16 protein-coding genes are annotated in these 17,141 nt (G+C 50.6%); 4 read left to right on the forward strand and 12 right to left on the reverse strand.

Translation table 11 applies throughout. The features are described 5' to 3' along the window. Positions 1 to 16: 16 nt before the first annotated feature. The 3 genes from katG to LZD49_RS03280 all read right to left on the reverse strand — a co-directional run bounded on the left by katG (position 17) and on the right by LZD49_RS03280 (position 4,060). Positions 17 to 2,290: a catalase/peroxidase HPI gene (gene katG / locus LZD49_RS03270; RefSeq protein WP_234665885.1), complete on the reverse strand. Its 2,274-nt coding sequence runs from the start codon at positions 2,288 to 2,290 to the stop codon at positions 17 to 19. Between the two features lie 216 nt (positions 2,291 to 2,506). After that, positions 2,507 to 3,406, reverse strand: a complete 900-nt coding sequence (locus LZD49_RS03275) for an SDR family oxidoreductase (RefSeq protein ID WP_234665886.1) — start codon at positions 3,404 to 3,406, stop codon at positions 2,507 to 2,509. A 54-nt stretch (positions 3,407 to 3,460) separates the two neighbouring features. After that, positions 3,461 to 4,060: a Crp/Fnr family transcriptional regulator gene (locus LZD49_RS03280; protein ID WP_234665887.1), complete on the reverse strand. Its 600-nt coding sequence runs from the start codon at positions 4,058 to 4,060 to the stop codon at positions 3,461 to 3,463. Positions 4,061 to 4,231: 171 nt separating this feature from the next. Here LZD49_RS03280 and LZD49_RS03285 point away from each other — a divergent pair, with 171 nt between their 5' ends. Continuing rightward, positions 4,232 to 5,965 carry an MAC/perforin domain-containing protein gene (locus LZD49_RS03285; RefSeq protein WP_234665888.1) on the forward strand — a complete coding sequence of 578 codons (1,734 nt, stop codon included), beginning with the start codon at positions 4,232 to 4,234 and terminating at the stop codon, positions 5,963 to 5,965. A gap of 201 nt (positions 5,966 to 6,166) precedes the next feature. Beyond that, the gene (locus LZD49_RS03290; protein WP_234665889.1) at positions 6,167 to 7,036 is read left to right on the forward strand and encodes a glycosyltransferase family 92 protein; all 870 of its coding nucleotides are present in this window, start codon (positions 6,167 to 6,169) and stop codon (positions 7,034 to 7,036) included. A gap of 65 nt (positions 7,037 to 7,101) precedes the next feature. On the opposite strand, the gene LZD49_RS03295 is transcribed toward LZD49_RS03290, so the two are convergent. From LZD49_RS03295 to LZD49_RS03305, 3 genes are all read right to left on the reverse strand, one after another. Further along, complete coding sequence (locus LZD49_RS03295; protein ID WP_234665890.1) at positions 7,102 to 7,677, reverse strand: hypothetical protein; 576 nt, start codon at positions 7,675 to 7,677, stop codon at positions 7,102 to 7,104. A 341-nt stretch (positions 7,678 to 8,018) separates the two neighbouring features. Further along, positions 8,019 to 8,537 (reverse strand): hypothetical protein, encoded by a 519-nt coding sequence (locus LZD49_RS03300; RefSeq protein ID WP_234665891.1) that lies wholly within the window; start codon positions 8,535 to 8,537, stop codon positions 8,019 to 8,021. 67 nt (positions 8,538 to 8,604) lie between these two features. Continuing rightward, positions 8,605 to 9,009 (reverse strand): DUF3574 domain-containing protein, encoded by a 405-nt coding sequence (locus LZD49_RS03305; protein WP_234665892.1) that lies wholly within the window; start codon positions 9,007 to 9,009, stop codon positions 8,605 to 8,607. Positions 9,010 to 9,173: 164 nt separating this feature from the next. Here LZD49_RS03305 and LZD49_RS03310 point away from each other — a divergent pair, with 164 nt between their 5' ends. Beyond that, positions 9,174 to 9,842: a DUF6766 family protein gene (locus LZD49_RS03310; RefSeq protein WP_234665893.1), complete on the forward strand. Its 669-nt coding sequence runs from the start codon at positions 9,174 to 9,176 to the stop codon at positions 9,840 to 9,842. A 28-nt stretch (positions 9,843 to 9,870) separates the two neighbouring features. On the opposite strand, the gene LZD49_RS03315 is transcribed toward LZD49_RS03310, so the two are convergent. Genes LZD49_RS03315 through LZD49_RS03335 form a run of 5 tightly spaced genes read right to left on the reverse strand, consistent with a single transcriptional unit; the run spans position 9,871 to position 14,537 of the window. Continuing rightward, complete coding sequence (locus LZD49_RS03315) at positions 9,871 to 11,583, reverse strand: alpha-amylase family protein (RefSeq protein WP_234665894.1); 1,713 nt, start codon at positions 11,581 to 11,583, stop codon at positions 9,871 to 9,873. A 21-nt stretch (positions 11,584 to 11,604) separates the two neighbouring features. Further along, complete coding sequence (locus tag LZD49_RS03320) at positions 11,605 to 12,285, reverse strand: DUF421 domain-containing protein (RefSeq protein ID WP_234665895.1); 681 nt, start codon at positions 12,283 to 12,285, stop codon at positions 11,605 to 11,607. Beyond that, a complete protein-coding gene (locus LZD49_RS03325) occupies positions 12,282 to 13,004 on the reverse strand; it encodes a DUF421 domain-containing protein (protein ID WP_234665896.1) in 723 nt (240 codons plus the stop codon). Before LZD49_RS03325 ends, LZD49_RS03320 begins: the two co-directional genes overlap by 4 nt. A 36-nt stretch (positions 13,005 to 13,040) precedes the next feature. After that, positions 13,041 to 14,267, reverse strand: coding sequence for a sorbosone dehydrogenase family protein (locus LZD49_RS03330; RefSeq protein ID WP_234665897.1), 1,227 nt, complete (start codon positions 14,265 to 14,267; stop codon positions 13,041 to 13,043). Positions 14,268 to 14,321: 54 nt separating this feature from the next. Further along, the gene (locus LZD49_RS03335; protein ID WP_234665898.1) at positions 14,322 to 14,537 is read right to left on the reverse strand and encodes a hypothetical protein; all 216 of its coding nucleotides are present in this window, start codon (positions 14,535 to 14,537) and stop codon (positions 14,322 to 14,324) included. Between the two features lie 299 nt (positions 14,538 to 14,836). Between LZD49_RS03335 and LZD49_RS03340 the strand changes: the two genes are divergently transcribed. After that, on the forward strand, positions 14,837 to 15,967 hold the full coding sequence (locus LZD49_RS03340) for a Gfo/Idh/MocA family protein (protein ID WP_234665899.1): 1,131 nt from the start codon (positions 14,837 to 14,839) through the stop codon (positions 15,965 to 15,967). Positions 15,968 to 16,084: 117 nt separating this feature from the next. On the opposite strand, the gene LZD49_RS03345 is transcribed toward LZD49_RS03340, so the two are convergent. Continuing rightward, positions 16,085 to 17,128 carry a ferritin-like protein gene (locus LZD49_RS03345; RefSeq protein ID WP_234665900.1) on the reverse strand — a complete coding sequence of 348 codons (1,044 nt, stop codon included), beginning with the start codon at positions 17,126 to 17,128 and terminating at the stop codon, positions 16,085 to 16,087. Positions 17,129 to 17,141 lie beyond the last annotated feature (13 nt).

Consider the following 17,141-nt stretch of genomic DNA (forward strand, 5'->3'; position numbering starts at 1 on the left):
CAAAAGAGATACTGAATTATTTCAGATCGAACCGGTCGAGGTTCATGACCTTGGTCCATGCCGCTACGAAATCCTTTACAAATTTGACCTGCGAATCTGAACTGCCATAACTTTCAGCGATGGCACGTAATTCGGCATGCGAACCGAATACGAGGTCGGCGCGGCTGGCGGTCCATTTCGGCTGGCCGGAAGCCCGGTCGGTTCCGAGGTAGGTTTCCCTGTCTTCGCCCATGGCTTTCCAGGAAGTGTTCATATCCAGCAGGTTTACAAAGAAATCGTTGGTCAGCACGCCGGGACGTTGCGTAAAGACGCCGTTTTTAGAACCGTCATAGTTGATGTTCAACGCGCGCAAGCCGCCCATCAAAACGGTCATTTCCGGTGCACTGAGGGTTAGCAGTTGCGCTCTGTCGATTAGCAGTTCCTCTGTCGACACACTGAATTTGTTACCGCGGTAGTTGCGGAAGCCGTCAGCGATCGGTTCGAGGTGGCCTACGGATTCAATGTCAGTTTGTTCCTGAGTCGCGTCGGCGCGGCCTGGTGTGAATGGAACGGTAATGGCATGTCCTGCGTCCTGCGCCGCTTTTTCTACGCCCGCTGAGCCTGCCAGTACAATCAGGTCGGCCAGTGAAATTTTCTTGCCGCCGGATTGGGAGCTGTTGAACTCTCCTTGAATGCTTTCCAGCGTACGGAGCACTTTCTGCAGCTGGCCTGGATTGTTCACTTTCCAGTCCTTTTGAGGAGCCAGGCGAATGCGTGCACCATTGGCGCCGCCACGTTTGTCGGAACCACGGAATGTCGAGGCCGAAGCCCAGGCGGTGCCTACGAGTTCTGAAACGCTCAGTCCGGAAGCGAGAATGTTCGCTTTTAAGCCGGCGATATCGCCTTCATTAATCAATTCATGATCGACAGCCGGGATAGGGTCTTGCCAAAGCAGGATTTCGTCAGGCACGTCCGCACCCAGGTAGCGTACGCGAGGTCCCATATCGCGGTGCGTCAGTTTGAACCACGCGCGGGCAAATGCGTCCGCGAATGCCTCCGGGTTTTCGAGGAAATGTCTCGATATCTTCTCATAGGCGGGGTCAACGCGTAACGAGAGGTCGGTAGTGAGCATCGTTGGCCTGTGCTTTTTCGAAGGGTCGTAGGCGTCGGGAATGATCTCGCCCGCGTCTTTGGCTACCCATTGATGTGCTCCGCCCGGGCTTTTAGTCAGCTCCCATTCAAATGCAAACAGGTTTTCAAAGAAATTGTTGCTCCATTTGGTCGGTGTGGTAGTCCAGATCACTTCCAGGCCACTGGTGATCGTATCGGCACCATTGCCCGATCCAAAGCTGTTGTTCCAACCCAGTCCCTGATGTTCCAGATCGGCGCCCTCAGGCTCCGCACCTACATGGTCGGAAGGGGCCGCACCATGGGTTTTACCAAAACTATGGCCTCCGGCGATCAATGCCACGGTTTCTTCGTCGTTCATTGCCATGCGGCCAAAAGTATCGCGGATGTCCCTGGCAGCTGCCAGCGGGTCGGGGTTACCATCCGGTCCTTCCGGGTTTACGTAAATCAATCCCATATGGGCCGCCGCAAGGGGTTCTTCAAGGTTGCGGGAGTGAATGCTGCCGCTAGCATCCTCATCCGATACGAGTACACTATGTTCGGCTGGGCCGGGTTTTCCGTGTGCATAACGGCGGTCGTTGCCGAGCCAGGTGGTTTCTGAGCCCCAGTAAACGTCCTCGTCAGCTTCCCACACATCCGCACGCCCACCTGCGAAGCCAAATGTCTTGAAACCCATCGATTCCAGGGCGATATTGCCGGTAAGGATCAACAAATCTGCCCAGGAGATTTTGTTACCATATTTCTGTTTGATCGGCCAAAGCAACCGCCTGGCCTTATCCAGGCTCACGTTATCGGGCCAGCTATTGAGCGGGGCAAACCGCTGCTGGCCGGAACCGCCGCCGCCGCGGCCATCGAATACGCGGTATGTTCCGGCGCTGTGCCAGGCCATGCGGATGAACAACGGACCATAATGCCCGAAGTCGGCCGGCCACCAGTCCTGCGAGTCGGTCATCAGTGCATGAAGGTCTGCTTTGACTGCTTCCAGATCGAGGCTTTTAAATGCTTCGGCGTAGTTAAAATCTTCGCCCATCGGATTGGACAGTGACGAATGCTGACGCAGGATGCTGAGTTTCAACTGGTTTGGCCACCAGTCGCGGTTTCGTGTACCGCCGCCGCCTACGTTGTGATTCAATGTCCCGTTGTGAAATGGACATTTGCTAATGTCGTTTGATCCGTTTTCCATTACGATAAGTTCATGTTGTTAAAACTATACAGGCCTGCATCTGGCATTTGTGCAGTGGGATAAAGGTATAATACTGAAATATATCATCAAAATCGATTAATTCTATGATTCAATAGTTAAAATCTATCTTTACCCTTTTCCAGTTACTTGCGAGCAAGTTTAGTGATTTCAAACAAGAATATCCTGCCAGGCATGAGGGGCAAACGCAGGCGACATTTAGAAAACGGTCAGGTAACCGGCCGTCGCAATGTCCGTCAGCAATCCCGTAGCAACGGTTTCCCAGCCCAATGTCTGGCGTGTCCTTTCGCTCGAAGCCGCGCAATCCATGCCTGCGAAATGCGCAAACCATCCGAAATGTTCCGCTGCCGCCTCTGCGGTTTTACCCACAACAGGCAACTTTAATCCGTTACCAATTTCTTCGGCGATGTTCCTGAACGGAATGCCTTCCTCTGCAACGGCGTGTAGCGTTTTGAGCGCAGGACGTTGCTCGATGATTAACCGGTAAAGCACTGCCGCATCCAGCCGGTGTACTGCCGGCCAGCGGTTATCGCCTTCGCCGATATATGCTGATTCGCCTTTTTCACGTGCCGTACCAATGACGATCGGCACAAAACCATGGTCGCCCCGGCCATGGACGCTTGGCGGGAGGCGGACAATGTAGACGTCGACACCCCTGGCAGCGACAGCGTGGGCCGCCTCGTCGGTAGCGGACCTGGGAATAATGTCCGAGCTAACATTTAATGCGTCGTCCTCTGTTACCGGACGATCGTAGCGCAAAAGCCCTAATCCAGTGGTTACGACCAGTGGCTTATCCGAACCTGCCAGGGCTTCGCCTAGCGTCTCAATCACTTTGCGATCGGCTTCGCAGCTGGCTTTGTAGTTCGAAAAGTCATGATTAAATGCGGTGTGGATGACGGCATCACAGCTACCTGCACCCTTGTGAAGCATTTCCGGGTCGTTCACATCGCCGAGGAGCGGCGTTGCGCCAGCATTCTTAAGTTGATCGGCCGCATTTTCCGAGCGGACCAGGCCGAGTACTTCGTGGCCGTTTCTTAATAATTCCTGTACAATGGCGGAGCCTACAAATCCGGAGGCCCCTGTGACAAATACATGCATATTGTTTCAATTTTATTTTTGCAAAATTGAAACCCTGTTAATGGACGAACAAGGTCATTTGTCCATAATTCCAGCCTCGCGTTGCTGCTGCGCGTGACGTATGCGGGTAAGCGTTTTGAGGGAGATTCCCAGGTAGCCCGCCACCATTCGCAGCGGCATTCGGGAAAGATAGTCAGGGAATGCATCCACAAAATCGGCATAGCGCTCTTCCGGAGTGCCGCTCAGGATGGTCAGAATGCGGTTACGGTTGGAATAAATATTGCGGGAAATAAGCCGTTCGGAAAACTGTTTCAGCTCGGGAATGTCCCTGAGCAGCAGATCGAAATCCGGTTTTTTCCACATTAACACCTCGCTGTTTTCGACTGCTGCAATGTTGACGAGCGACGCGATCTGCTTGTCGTAGCTTTCCACATCCAGTGTCCAGGTATGTTGGTTGGAAAATTGAAGGATATGCTCGTTGCCGTCCGGTTTAATATGGTATGTCCTGAGCAGGCCGCTGACGATGAATATCTTGTGGCGGCAAACTTCCCCGGCATTCAGCAGCGCTTCGTTCCGGTGCGCGCGCCGTGCTGTGGCCAGGCTGCTGATATATCTGATGGTTTCCTGGGGCAGGTCGGTTTGTTGGGCCAGGTAATTTTCAAAGTCGGTATGCATATACCAAAGATAAAAAAATCTCAGCCATTCAGGTCACCGCCGTTTTTCACGGGGGGATCCAGGTGTTTTCACTTAGTTATTTACCACTAAATAAGGTAACTCGTTTTTATGCAATTATTTCTATATACTGTACTAATATTGCGACGTTTCAATTTCTAACCAAAACCTATCATGTCCCTTACAGTAACAGAAAACCTCCAGGAGTCAGACGTACAGGCCCGCCCTCAGGATTTTATCCTACACTCGTTCAACGCATTGAATCCGATCATTGCGCAAGACCCTAACAATGTTTTCAGCCAGACCTCGAATTTTGTGAAGGCACCGCTGACTGATAACCAGGTGATTACGCAGACTTTTTTGGAGCATTTTTCTTCTACTAAAAAGGAGTATCAGTCGTCTCAGGAATCGAATAGCGAATTCGCGGCTTCCATTGGCATCAAGGGTAGTTACGGCTTTTTTAGCGGGTCATTGAAGTCGTCCTACGAAAAAGATACCTATCAGAAATCGACTTCTTATAGTTTCAGTTTCAATTGCTTTATCGACTGCGGGACTGTAACATTTTATCAGTCAGGAGAATATAGTAAAATACGTGCCTGTTTGCAGGACGAATTGATCAACAGACTCGACAGTATTACCACTTTGAAACAGGCCGGGGACTTCACCAATACTTATGGCACCCACCTTATCGGAGGCCTGAAACTGGGTGGTTTTATTCAGCTGAAATCGCAGGCGGAAACGACAGACTATACCAGCAAGGAGGCCATTTCAGTGGAGGTTGAACTGGCGTACAATGGTGTGGCCGATATCAGTTCGGCGGCTTCGGTGGCACAAAAGCTTTCCACAGCGTCACACAGTTCCTCTTTCACGGAGTCGGCCTCGACCTCAGGCGGGTCGAGCAGCCTGGCGGTGGCGGTCGATCCGAAAGATAAAAACACTATTATTGAGTGGGCGAAGAGCTGCACAAAGGATACGGCATATGCTTTGACGCACACCATCGAAATCTCCAAGCTTGCCGCGAACCCGACAGCCCAGGCTGTTCTGCAAAAATATCTGGACCTGGTTGTTCTTGCCCAGAGCATCAGTAACCCGACGATTATCAGCGCTCACAGAAAACTGACGCCGTTTGCACTGTCCACCGTAGACGCGGTAGCCAGCGACCCTCATTTCAGGATCATCGGCGGTGGGGCTATGGTACCCATGAACACAATCAACTTCCTGGTAAATTCTTTTCCGCAGCAGGATAGCCAAACGCAAGGAATCACCGGATGGACAGCCAGCAGCCATGACATTGCCGAGCCTTCAGATCGCGATCATCATATCACGTCTTATGCCATCGCCATCTATGACCCCACCTATTCTCCGGGTGTGCCAAGTAGCTTGCTGGACGTGCAGGTGGGTACGGGATTTGGGACTAACAAGGGGATCGGCAGGGATAGCGCAGCAGCGAAAGTACCTAATGGATTTTTGCTTTCGGGTGGTGGCATCGAGTCCGAAACGCCCAACAAATTTCAGAAATTTGTACTTGGCAGCTATCCGTCTGCAGTCGATGAGTGGACGGCCAAAAACAGCGACTATGAAAATGCGGCCTCAGAGGTTACATTGACCGCCTATGCGATCGGGATCAAAAGCCTGCACCCGGCGCTGACGATTACCGCTTCACGTGTGGCTACGCCGAAGTCGGAATATGAATATGGCAATCAGGTAGCCCAGCTGGGTGAAGGCGTTTCTATCGCCAGCGGCGGGGTGTCGGTCGAAAATAAGGACGGTTTCGGTAACCTTGTTCAGCAAAGCTACCCGTCGTCTGCAAGTGCCTGGACGGAATACGATAAGGATACAGATGGTCACGTTACATATGCGAACTGTGCCGCTTATGCGATCGGTTTTACGCCGCACCTGAATATCTGATTGATATAAAGTTGACGATTATGAGAGGCTGCACAAGCAGCCTCTTTCACTTAAATGTCGGGCAGATTTCGCTGAATCCATACCGCATTGCAGCAAATATTACCGAAGCATTGCTTTGGTTACCGTGAAAGCGGGTTTGAATATTCCGGTGAATAAGTCATAACTTTGAACCGTTCATCGACATTCCCAACTGTCCCTGCAATGTTTTCAATCAAGAACCTGCTTCCTAAATTCAATAGGACCCAATCCGATCAACCCACTGAGCCTGAATACTATTTATCGGTTTGTTGTATCATCAAAGACGAAAATGAATATCTCGAAGAATGGCTGGAATACCACCGGAAAATCGGGGTTGCACATTTTTTTATTTATGATAACGGTAGTAAGGTTCCCGTAAAACAATTTATTAAAACACTCAATTACAGTGAAGTTACGACGGTAACAGATATGCCCGGGCAAAACAAACATGTAAAGGCATATCAGCATTGTATCGACAGTTTCGGCCATCTTTCGAAATGGATTGCGTTCATCGATATGGACGAGTTCATCGTGCCAAAAACGGATAATCCGGAACTGCCGGAGTTCCTGAAAATGTATGAAGATTATGGCGGGCTGGGGGTTTCCTGGCAGATTTTTGGATCAAACAATCATGTGCATAAGCCGGCAGGAAGTCAACTGGAGAATTTTACAAGGAGGGCGGAGGTTTCTTTTCATCCCAACAGGCACATCAAAAGCATTGTCCAGCCAAAATGGGTGGCTTCGGCTTATAAATCGCATTGCTTCCGATATAAAGCCGGTTTCTTCTGTGTAAATGAACATTTTATGCAAATCGACGATGCGACGACCGACGTGAGCGTTGACACAATCCAGCTTAATCATTATTACTGCCGTTCACTGGAAGAGTATCAACAGAAAGTGGAACGGGGGATCAGCGATACCAAGCGTAAAAGAAAACTGGAAGAGTTTCACAATCACGACCGCGATGCCAATGCGGTGGAAGACACTACTATCCTCGCGGTTTTGAATAAAATTGAAACCAGACGACAAATCGGTTCGGTCACAAATGATTGACTAATACAATACGCCAAAAAACCCCTTGGAAGTTACTCCAAGGGGTTTTTTATATTTCAAATATCCTACTGACCTAAAAGCCTGACAGCGTGATAAATGTTAACCTGCAACGGATTGTCGCTCAAAACTTCCACCAGATAATGTTTTCCTGCCGGTGTTTTGCAGGCAATGATCGTTTTGGCAGGCATATAGTTGGTCCAGAAAGCCGATCCTTCGGGTGCATTGGCGATCGGTGCCTGATTGAACGGCAGCGCGTCGAGCGATGATGGTTTAAGGGATGCAACGTCTACGATTCCAAGATTGTGGAATGATACTTTTACCGGCTTTAAGGCCGAGTAGCAGCCATAAGCACCCCAGCCTATGTCACCTGCGCCAGCCGCTGTGATGGCAAACGGGCTGATCAGGTTGAAACCTTTTTCCTGCTGGACGGTCAATGTCTTGGCCAGCCTCCATGCCGTAAATTTTGTAGGCGATTGGATAACTGATCCGCCGTTTGAGGATCCTTCTCTTGCATTTGCCTGTCCACCGACAACCTCGCTAGCGTATGGATTTTCCGCTGGCAGCGGCTCCTCTGTGTTGCTGCAATTGAACAAAGTGAATGACAAACCTAGTACTGCAATACTTCTGAAAAAATTTTTCATGACGTGTGTAAAAATTTGTTTTGTTATATTTTGATAAATTGGATTGAATTGAAAAGAGACTTTGATACCATTGTACTATTTTTAACTTCCGAACACACTAAGATCGTAAATCTTGATAATACTGTGCTATTTTTCGCTTTTCGAATGCAAAACAAGCACCAGTTTTCCAGAATAGCAATAGCGTTAAATGTCTTTTGATTTAGCGGTAAAATGCAATTTTATTTACTTAGTGGTTTGCCCTGATCAAACGCTCATGGAATACCCTGAGCAAAAACAAACCCCGGGATGGTAGTCCCGGGGTTTGTTTCTAATAGCGTTTTCGCCGCCTGCCATGCGTTGCTTTATTCACTCGATGGGATTTTGCTGGCCCCAGTGGCGAGATTCCGGTAATTGTGGGTTGTGCCGGTGTGGTTTTTCCTGTTTTTAGGGGCCGATCCGCTTCCTTCTTTCTGGACGGTATCCGGCTCAGTTAAATTTTTCCGACGTATGGCAATCGCTTCTTTCGAAAATAGCATTGACTTATTATCCTCTTTGTCGGAATAGCGTCCGACGTCGTTTGCATTTTCGTGAGTTGCCCCGCCCGGCCTCGTACTACCATCGTTCTCCGAACTTTTTTGCGCAACCTGGTCTGTCGGGTTCGGCTTTTTCGAGCTCGCATCTTGCGCCTGACCGCTCTGCGCTTGCTGATCTTTCGTCACGTCCGCTTTCTGCTTTTCGTTCTTGGGAGTCGGCGTCTTCACGCCTTGTCCCGACGCCTTTGTCGTTCCCGACTTATCAGTGGAACCTGTCGTTTTTTGTCCGTACGACATGGTCGCGCCAAACAACAATACCATTACCGCGGTGATCATGCACTTTTTCATAACACTTGTTTTTTGTTGTCGATGATGCCGCAATAAGGGTAAAAACTATGCCAGGCGTGCGCAGCACTCAGGGCGTTTTATTGATAAAATTTACTTTCGATTTAATGTCGGTCCGCAGAACGCTTTGCTGGCGGAAACGGCGTAGGTAACGTTGCGCGATGCTGTCGAGGGCGGCGCTTCTTTCTTTGGTTTTTTTTCCAAAAAAGGTGACCACTTTGGTGGGTTCCGTAATGGTTTGCCTGGTCTCGGTATCCTTCCAGCGTCCATTCGCGTCCCATTCGGTATAGCCCTCGGGAAAGTAGCTACTGATCACGCTATCGCTGAAATTCTTCCATTGCTGTTCACTGACAGTCCCGCCACCCGGAATATCCCTGCCAAAATAGAGATCGCTACGCTGGTAGCTTGCACAGGAAGCGAGGCCGAGGCATACAACCGCTATGCCCAATCGTAATTGTTTTGGGTAAGTCATCATTTAGTTTGGTTAAAAAATTAATGCTTCGAAAAGGCTACCGGTATGTAGCTCTAAACTTAATACAAGTTACAATGAACAGCAAGGAGTACCGATATACACCTTACTGGGAGCGGCGGTCTGGCATGCTTTTCTATATGTTGCCCTGAGAATTTAATCAGTAGGCCATGTCTAAACCGAATCCAAGTTTCTTTTACCGGAATAGCTTATCGATCGTATTTGTCTCGCTTTTCGTGATCGCGCTGGTAGCCCAGGCATTTTTCGGCTGGAAGCAGCATAACGACGAACTTCATGAACTGGGTGGCAGAACGCTGGCATTCGGCGAATACCTCACCAGCGGGCATTTCGTTTCTTCCACTTTTGAGAATTTCCAAAGCGAGTTCCTGCAAATGGCAATGTATGTTCTGCTGACGATTTCGCTCCGGCAAATCGGGTCGGCGGAGTCCAAAGACCTCGAAAAGCCCGAGGACGTGGATCGCGAGCCCGACCCCTCGAAAGAAGACGCGCCCGGCCCGGTGAAGCGTGGTGGCTGGCGGCTTGCACTCTACAAGAACTCGCTGTCTATCACGTTTTTAATACTTTTTTTCGGAAGCTGGATTGGACACCTTTATGGCAGTTTCGTTGACCATAACGACCTGCAAGTACTCCACGGACATCCGAAGCAGGAGTTGGCGGAATTCCTCGGCGAGCCTGATTTCTGGTTTGAAACATTCCAGAACTGGCAGAGTGAATTCCTCTCTGTGGCTTCCATTGTGATCCTCTCCATTTTCCTGAGGCAAAAAGGTTCGCCGGAATCCAAGCCTGTGGACGCGGCGCACTTGGAGACCGGTAAGTAGATGATAAAAATAATGGCTACCGCACCAGTCAAGGCAGAACGTGATCAATGCGGTACCAGCCGTAGCCGTAGGGTGGTAAATTGATGGTCACGCGTGAATTGCTTGCTATAATATCTCCAGCGCCGCTTCGAAGATTATTTAGCTTTCTGGCATTACCTACCGGCAGCGTGGCTTTCACCGGCTTGTTGGAAAAGTTGTGCAATATCATCAATGTCTTTCCTTCATATTCGTAGCGGATCGCTAGGATGTCGTCTGAACCGCTCTCCATCACGGTAGCATCACCCAGCCCGATTTCCGGACAGGATTTCCGCATCTGGATCAGGGAAGAGATCCGGTGGAGAAGCGAGGTGGTATCGCGCCATTGCTGTTCGGCATTTACGGTCGTAAAGCCATATTGCCCGTCGCTAATCACCTCCCGGAACGCAGTGTCGGCGGCGGTGAATCCGGCATTTTTTGTACCGTTCCATTGCATGGGTGTTCTTACTGAAAGACGTTCTTTCAGTCGCAAATCGTCGCCCATGCCCAGTTCTTCGCCATAGCGCACCACTGGCGTGCCGGGGAGAGAGAAGAGCAGGCTGTAAGCCATGTCGAGCCGGCGGCGGTCGTTGCCCATCATAGGTGCCAGTCTGCGGCGGATACCGCGGTCATAAAGTTGCATGTTGGTATCGGGCCCCATGACGTCGTATACTTTCTGCCGCTGGGCGTCGCTTAATCGGCCGAGGTCAATTTCATCATGGTTTCTCAGGAAGAACGCCCACTGCGAGCTCTGCGGGATTTCCAACGTTTCATGCATGGCTTTTTTAAGTGGCTTGAGATCTCCGCTAGCAAATGCATAGAATAAATGCTGGTTGACAAAAAAGTTAAACATCATTTGTATACCTTCTCCGTTTTTGCCAAAGTAGTTGACATTATCCTTCGGTTCGACATTCGCTTCGCCCAGGATCGCCGCGTCCGCCTGGCGCGACTGCGTGAACTGACGGATGTCACTCAGAAACTCAAAATCTAGCTTGGGTTTGTCTGAGCCGCTTTTAGGCACCTCGATAATGAACGGAACGGCGTCCAGCCTGAAACCCGCAATGCCCTGGTTTAACCAATAGCCGATGATGCGCTGGGTTTCCTGCATTACTTCGGGATTCATAAAATTGAGATCGGGCTGGAACTGGTAAAACCGGTGATAGTAGTATTCGTTGGTGGTACTATCAAGTGACCAAACTGCTTCCTGCACTCCGGGGAACACCATACCCTTGTCCGCGTCGCGCGGTTTCGTAGGAGACCACACGTACCAATCCCGGTACCGCGCTTTTTTCGACGTCCGGGCATTTTTAAACCAGGGATGCTGATCGGATGTGTGGTTGATGACCAGATCCATGATCACACGCATACCTCGTTTTTTGACCTGATGCATGAGTTCCGCGAAATCCCCGGCAGTGCCCAGTCTCGGATCGACCCCGTAGTAATCGGCCACATCGTAACCGTCGTCGGCACCCGGCGACGGCTGGAAAGGCGCAAGCCAGATCACATCCACACCGAGCATTTTCAAGTAATCCAATTTTTGGATTACCCCATTGATGTCACCGCGCCCATCGCCGTCACTATCTTTAAACACCCCGATTTCCAGGTTGTAAATAATGCTGTTTTTATACCAGAAATTTTCCTTGATTTTCCTCGGTGCAACTTTGTCCTGGCCAACTGCCACGTAGGGAAGGAAGACAAAGAGGAGGTGGATAACGGTCTTGTTCATCGATTGTATGCATTTAAATGGTTATTCCATGGCATGGACCCGCTCATTGCTGCCGCAGTTAGCGCAGGTTGATTCCGTGTTCGGGAGCTCCTGCCCGCAGCGATTGCACACGAGGATGTCACTTTGGCGGCAGATTTGCGCGATAAATTCGGTATCGATCCCGGGGAGAATGCCCAATCCAGGGTGGACATCGGTATTGCGGATCAGCGTGAACGAGCCGTCCGCTTCGAAATACAGCCTCTTTACCTCACCTAAATGCCGGATACCATTGCTCCTGAGTTGGGAGAATGCCTTTTCCTGAGTAATGCCGTTCACCTGCATGGTATGAAGGGCCAGCTTGCTGTCGACGACGATGATGGACAGGTTGCCTTGTGTAATCGATTCGAGTCGCTGGTTGCGGGTCGCGAGTGTTGCCATGATTTGTTGGATTAAAATGACAACGGCTGCAATCACTACTGCGGCGAGTATACTACGATCGGGCGCCTGCAACGGTACCCCGATAGCGGCGGCAAGCGATACCATGGCGATCATTTCATTCCTGCTCAGCTGGGAAGCCATTCGTTTACCCATGAACCGCATCGAAACCATCAGAATAATGTAAATAACCGCGATCCGGAGCACCGCTTCCCAGTAAAATCCGCCGGGGACGTCACCGATAAACATACGCTGCCAGTCGCCGAAGTAAATGTCTTCCTTTTTCATGAGGCAGTGTCGACGGGTTGGTTGGATCTGGTTATACTGGCGGAACCCCATTGCCTGGCACCGCATGCGGAACATTGCTGCGCACGGTCGTGGTCGTCGGGGACATGGCCGCAGTTGGCACATGCAATGCTGTTTTCCAGCGGAATTTGCTGGAAATCGGATATCGATTCGTCATCGGGGGGGAATAGTATCAGGCCCGGCCTGGGCTCCGCCGCCTCAAAAATACTGAACAACCCACAGGCTTCGAGATAAACGCGGTCGACATCGCCCAGGTTGAAAATGTGCTCATTGCGGATGGCCGCAAAGAGCTGCTGGCGTGAAACCTTTGTTTTTTCCAGCTCGTCCATCTGCATGACGCCGTTTTTGACCAGGATGCTCATTTTACCCTGGGTTACTTGCTCAAAGCGCTTGCTTTTATATTCGAAGAAATAGATGGCTCGCTGGAACAGCAGTGCGCATATCAGGATCATCGTACAAAGTAGTAGGCCGCTTTGGGGCGTTTGCATTCCCGGCGACACAATCGCACCGAGCGTAATCATCACGGCCAGCTCCGATATTGTCAGCTGGGCGCCCATTCGTTTGCCCATCAACCTTACGACAATAAGTAGCGCAACGTACATTATAAATGTTCGGAGGAGAACTTCGACCTGGAAAATTACCGGGGTTTCCCCAAAAAGGATCCGGTACCAGTCACCGGGGATAAGATCCTGCTTTTTCATCGCAAGGTCAGATAGGTGTGGGGATGGCTTGAAAAATTACTGATAGGAGACCCGGTAAACGACGCCGTTGGTATCATCGGAAAACAGCAGCGATCCGTCCTTATGCACGGTAAGCCCCACAAGCCGTCCGAAATGTGCCCGGTTGTTATCGACGATGAATCCGCTGACAAAATCCTCAAAACGCACCGGTTTGCCATTTTCAAAATGCATGCGTACGATCTGATAACCCACCGGTGAACTGCGGTTCCAGGATCCGCGCATGGCTATGAATGCGTCGTTGCGGTAGTCTTGCGGGAATTGGGTTCCAGTGTAGAAAGTCATCGCCATTGGTGCCGAATGCGCCTGATAAGTGAGCGTGGGCAATGTGGTTTTTTGCAGATATTGCTGGTAGGTGGTATCACCTTTTGGCCGGTCGCCGGGGTTGTATTTGCCTTCGCCGTAAATGTAGGGCCAGCCGTAATCTGCGCCTTGTTTTATCTGGTTAACTTCCTCCTTCTGCTCATCGTCGCCAAGCCAGTCGATGCCGTGGTCCAGTCCCCAGAGCTCGCTTGTTTCGGGATGCCAGCCAAATCCAATCGTGTTGCGCAGGCCTTTGGCGAATACTTTCCGGTTTGAGCCGTCCTCTTCGGCCCTGAGCAACGTGGCATTTTCGGGATTGGGTTCGGGGCAGGAGTTGCACGTGCTGCCTACGCTGATATACATCTTCTTGTCGGGCCCGAATGCGAGCGTGCGGTTGGGATGCTGTCCGCCGTCGGGCAGGTCGCTGATGAGCATACGCGGCTGGCCTAGGGTTCCGTCGCCATTAATGTCGGCTACAAATACTTCTCTCACAGCTGCCAGGTACATTTTACCGTTGTAAATGTAAAGCCCATGCACTTGCTTGATATTCGCTACCGTCTTTTTATCGTCGGCAATGCCGTCGCTATCCGTGTCTGTGAGCATCATTACAATGCCCGCTTCCCGGTCCGAGGCGTAAACGTGGCCGTTTTCACCGGTAACGAGGATGCGGGGTTTTCCCAGGCCTTCGGCAAATTTATTTACCTTAAAACCGGACGGTACCTTAAGTTGGGCCACATTCGCGTCCGAGGCTGGTTGTAATGCAGGGTAAAACACAAAACCTTCGATCTGAGCAGAAGTAGCTTCTTTGTCTGTTTCCGGAATGAATGCATCCCAGAAGTCGTTGTCATCGTCGCAACCGGCGGTCACGCCCGCGAAAAGCACACAAAGTAGTGCCGGTTTTCGGAAGTAATGAGGTATTTTCATATTGAGTATGTAGTTTTCAGTTTGTTGATTCGATTTAGACGGAGCCTGGGAGCATTATTCCGATTGACTCTCCGGTTCGTATTCCCAATTTGCTACGTCGCCTTCGGAATAGAAGTACTGTCCTTCCCGGGGCATTTCCATTTCTGTAATTTCCTGAAAACCCTTGTCTTTGTTGTAAATACCCCTGCGCCGGATGCCTTGCAGGTCGGTGAAAATGACTTGTGACGCGTCGGGTGGGTAGGCATTAGTACCACTGTCTTTGTTTTCCATGATTTTCTCGATTTTTAGACCGGGCCGCCTATACAAATACTGTTCCGCAGGTAGCGCACTCCACGTAGCGGATGACGTTACGGGGACTGCTTGTGTTAACACGTGCCCATTCGCGGGCATCACTAGGATGGTTTATGTAAAATTTTCAGCAACCATCATCGCGGAAACTTATGGCACGGTTTTGGGGCCCACTGCGCCTGACTTTTTAAAACCCGGCTCAAATGGAACGCTTACCGCCTAAGGCAGGACGATCGGGCATGATTAAATCCAAGTTTTACATATCTCAAAATCAGATTATTATGAAAATCGATTTTCACAGAAGACAGTTTTTGCAGCAGGCGGCGTTGACAATGCCGGCGCTCGGATTGATCGGCCTCGACGAGCTGGCAGCGCAAGTCGCTGGTAATCCAGAGGGCGGCGCTCCGTTCCCACAGGACAAGAAACTGGGTGTTGCATTGCTGGGCTTGGGAAAATACAGCGAAGAGCAACTGGCTCCAGCATTGGAAAAAACACAGCGGTGCCGCCTCGCCGGGATCATTACGGGCACTCCGGAGAAAGTCGGGAAGTGGAAGGAGAAGTATAAGATTCCCGATAAGAACATCTACAACTATCAGAATATGGATTCGATCAGGGATAATCCTGATATCGACATTATTTACGTAGTAACACCTAACTCGCTGCATGCTACCTACACCATTCGCGCTGCAAAAGCCGGCAAGCATGTGATCTGCGAAAAACCGATGGCCACCAATGTCAAGGATTGTGAGGCAATGATCTCGGCGTGCAAGGCGGCCGGCAAAATGCTGTCCATCGGCTATCGCCTTCATTTCGAACCACATCACCGCACTTTTATGGAGTTTGGGAAAAAGCAGATGTACGGCCCGGTGCAAAAGATCGTCGCCGAGAACAGTCAGGAAATGGAAAAAGGCGTATGGCGCCTGGACCGGGAGAGGTCCGGTGGCGGGCCGTTGATGGATCTTGGCATTTATTGTGTACAAGGTGCCGTCTATTCTGCCGGTGCCAATCCGATCCGGGTATCGGCGAAGGAGGGTCCGAAAACCGACGTCGATAAGTTTGCCGAAGTAGAGCAATCGATCGATTTCCAGCTCGACTTCCCGGGCGGTGCAATGGCTAATTGCAGGACGGCTTATGTCGGCAAGGGAAACCGGCTGCGTGTTGAGGGGAAGACTGGCTGGTACGAACTGGAACCGGCATACGAATATGCGGGGATCAAAGGAAAGACCTCGCAAGGACCCATGGGAATCGAGAATGTCAACCAGCAGGCATTGCAGATGGACGATTTTGCCGACTGCGTATTGAATAAAAAGCCGACACGCGTGCCCGGAGAAATGGGGCTCAGGGACGTGAAAATACTGATGGCTGTTTACGAAGCCGCCCGCACGGCCAAGCCTGTGGACCTGAAATTATAATTGCGGCAAGCCCGGATGTTGTTTCCGAATAGAAAGCAGTTAACAAAGTCTTGGGGCGGAATATCGCACTTCCGCCCCATTGCATCTAAGTGTTTTCCTTGATTATTCCCAGGTTCGTCAGCATTTTGAGGTCGCAGTGAATTCGAATGACGGCCCGATGGTGTATCCCGCCTTCCCGGGGAACGGCGTTGCGCATAGTTTTTCGGCGGTCAGTTTCAGGTCGTACATGACACCGATGGTGTTATCGAGCCATGTCGGCTGGCCGTTGAATGTATCATGCAAGCCCGACAACAGCGAATAATAACTTGCATTGAACTGGTTCATGCGGTTCAATACTTCACTGCCTGCCGGTAACATACTCGTTTTGGTATTTGGAAAAAGAGGATAGACGTCGTCTGGTGTAAAAGGAATGTCCGGCCCGGAGAATGAGTAGCCCTTGGGTGCCGACGGGTCTTTCAGCAATCTTTTCCCTTTATACAATTCTTCAAAACGATAGTAATGCGCCAGCTCATCCTGCTGGTCGAGGGGGGAGGTGGAGGTGCCTTCCCCTTGCTCGATGATGATGTTGATCGCGTCGATCGCGTGCTGTTTGGTATAGATAGGGAATAGCTCTTGGGCGGGAAAAAAGGCCGACGTTACCTGGTAATCTTTATGACCGGGCAGATCATTCGGAGCAAGTTCGTCGATCTTTTGCTGTATGGCCTGGTAAAACTGGCCGATCGTACTGAATGTCGGCAACTTTTTGATATCGAGCGATTTAAAAACGATTGCATTCTCGGGCTCCTCGATTTCCATGAACACATTTTTGACTACCCCTTGCGAATACTTTTCCAATCCGACGATCAGCCCGTTGCCGATGCCCATAGGGAGCGGTCCGGGGTATTCGGGTACAAATTGGCTGTTGTTGATGTCGGGCGTTCCGCCGAGTGCATTCAGGATGTTCGCGGCGATCGTCATATGGAGCATTTCCTCGATCACGATCGAATGGATGATCTGCCGCTGTACCAGGTTGGTGCCCGGTTTGAGCGAGAACATCGCGGTGAGATACGGCGGAATGGTGGAATGTTCCAGTTCGATGGCTTTTTGAAGCAATGGATAAAGCTCTTCCAGCACATTGGCTGTCAACGCCTTTTCGATATATTTTGGATCTATCTTTAACATTGTGAGGATATTT

The organism is Dyadobacter sp. CY261, from assembly GCF_021440085.1.
GTDB lineage: Bacteria > Bacteroidota > Bacteroidia > Cytophagales > Spirosomataceae > Dyadobacter.

What these genes read in the sequence shown, in the direction of transcription:
- katG (WP_234665885.1), bottom strand. Translation starts at nt 2,290, where the DNA reads ATGGAAAACGGATCAAACGACATTAGCAAATGTCCATTTCACAACGGG.
- LZD49_RS03275 (WP_234665886.1), bottom strand. Translation starts at nt 3,406, where the DNA reads ATGCATGTATTTGTCACAGGGGCCTCCGGATTTGTAGGCTCCGCCATT.
- LZD49_RS03280 (WP_234665887.1), bottom strand. Translation starts at nt 4,060, where the DNA reads ATGCATACCGACTTTGAAAATTACCTGGCCCAACAAACCGACCTGCCC.
- LZD49_RS03285 (WP_234665888.1), top strand. Translation starts at nt 4,232, where the DNA reads ATGTCCCTTACAGTAACAGAAAACCTCCAGGAGTCAGACGTACAGGCC.
- LZD49_RS03290 (WP_234665889.1), top strand. Translation starts at nt 6,167, where the DNA reads ATGTTTTCAATCAAGAACCTGCTTCCTAAATTCAATAGGACCCAATCC.
- LZD49_RS03295 (WP_234665890.1), bottom strand. Translation starts at nt 7,677, where the DNA reads ATGAAAAATTTTTTCAGAAGTATTGCAGTACTAGGTTTGTCATTCACT.
- LZD49_RS03300 (WP_234665891.1), bottom strand. Translation starts at nt 8,537, where the DNA reads ATGAAAAAGTGCATGATCACCGCGGTAATGGTATTGTTGTTTGGCGCG.
- LZD49_RS03305 (WP_234665892.1), bottom strand. Translation starts at nt 9,009, where the DNA reads ATGATGACTTACCCAAAACAATTACGATTGGGCATAGCGGTTGTATGC.
- LZD49_RS03310 (WP_234665893.1), top strand. Translation starts at nt 9,174, where the DNA reads ATGTCTAAACCGAATCCAAGTTTCTTTTACCGGAATAGCTTATCGATC.
- LZD49_RS03315 (WP_234665894.1), bottom strand. Translation starts at nt 11,583, where the DNA reads ATGAACAAGACCGTTATCCACCTCCTCTTTGTCTTCCTTCCCTACGTG.
- LZD49_RS03320 (WP_234665895.1), bottom strand. Translation starts at nt 12,285, where the DNA reads ATGAAAAAGGAAGACATTTACTTCGGCGACTGGCAGCGTATGTTTATC.
- LZD49_RS03325 (WP_234665896.1), bottom strand. Translation starts at nt 13,004, where the DNA reads ATGAAAAAGCAGGATCTTATCCCCGGTGACTGGTACCGGATCCTTTTT.
- LZD49_RS03330 (WP_234665897.1), bottom strand. Translation starts at nt 14,267, where the DNA reads ATGAAAATACCTCATTACTTCCGAAAACCGGCACTACTTTGTGTGCTT.
- LZD49_RS03335 (WP_234665898.1), bottom strand. Translation starts at nt 14,537, where the DNA reads ATGGAAAACAAAGACAGTGGTACTAATGCCTACCCACCCGACGCGTCA.
- LZD49_RS03340 (WP_234665899.1), top strand. Translation starts at nt 14,837, where the DNA reads ATGAAAATCGATTTTCACAGAAGACAGTTTTTGCAGCAGGCGGCGTTG.
- LZD49_RS03345 (WP_234665900.1), bottom strand. Translation starts at nt 17,128, where the DNA reads ATGTTAAAGATAGATCCAAAATATATCGAAAAGGCGTTGACAGCCAAT.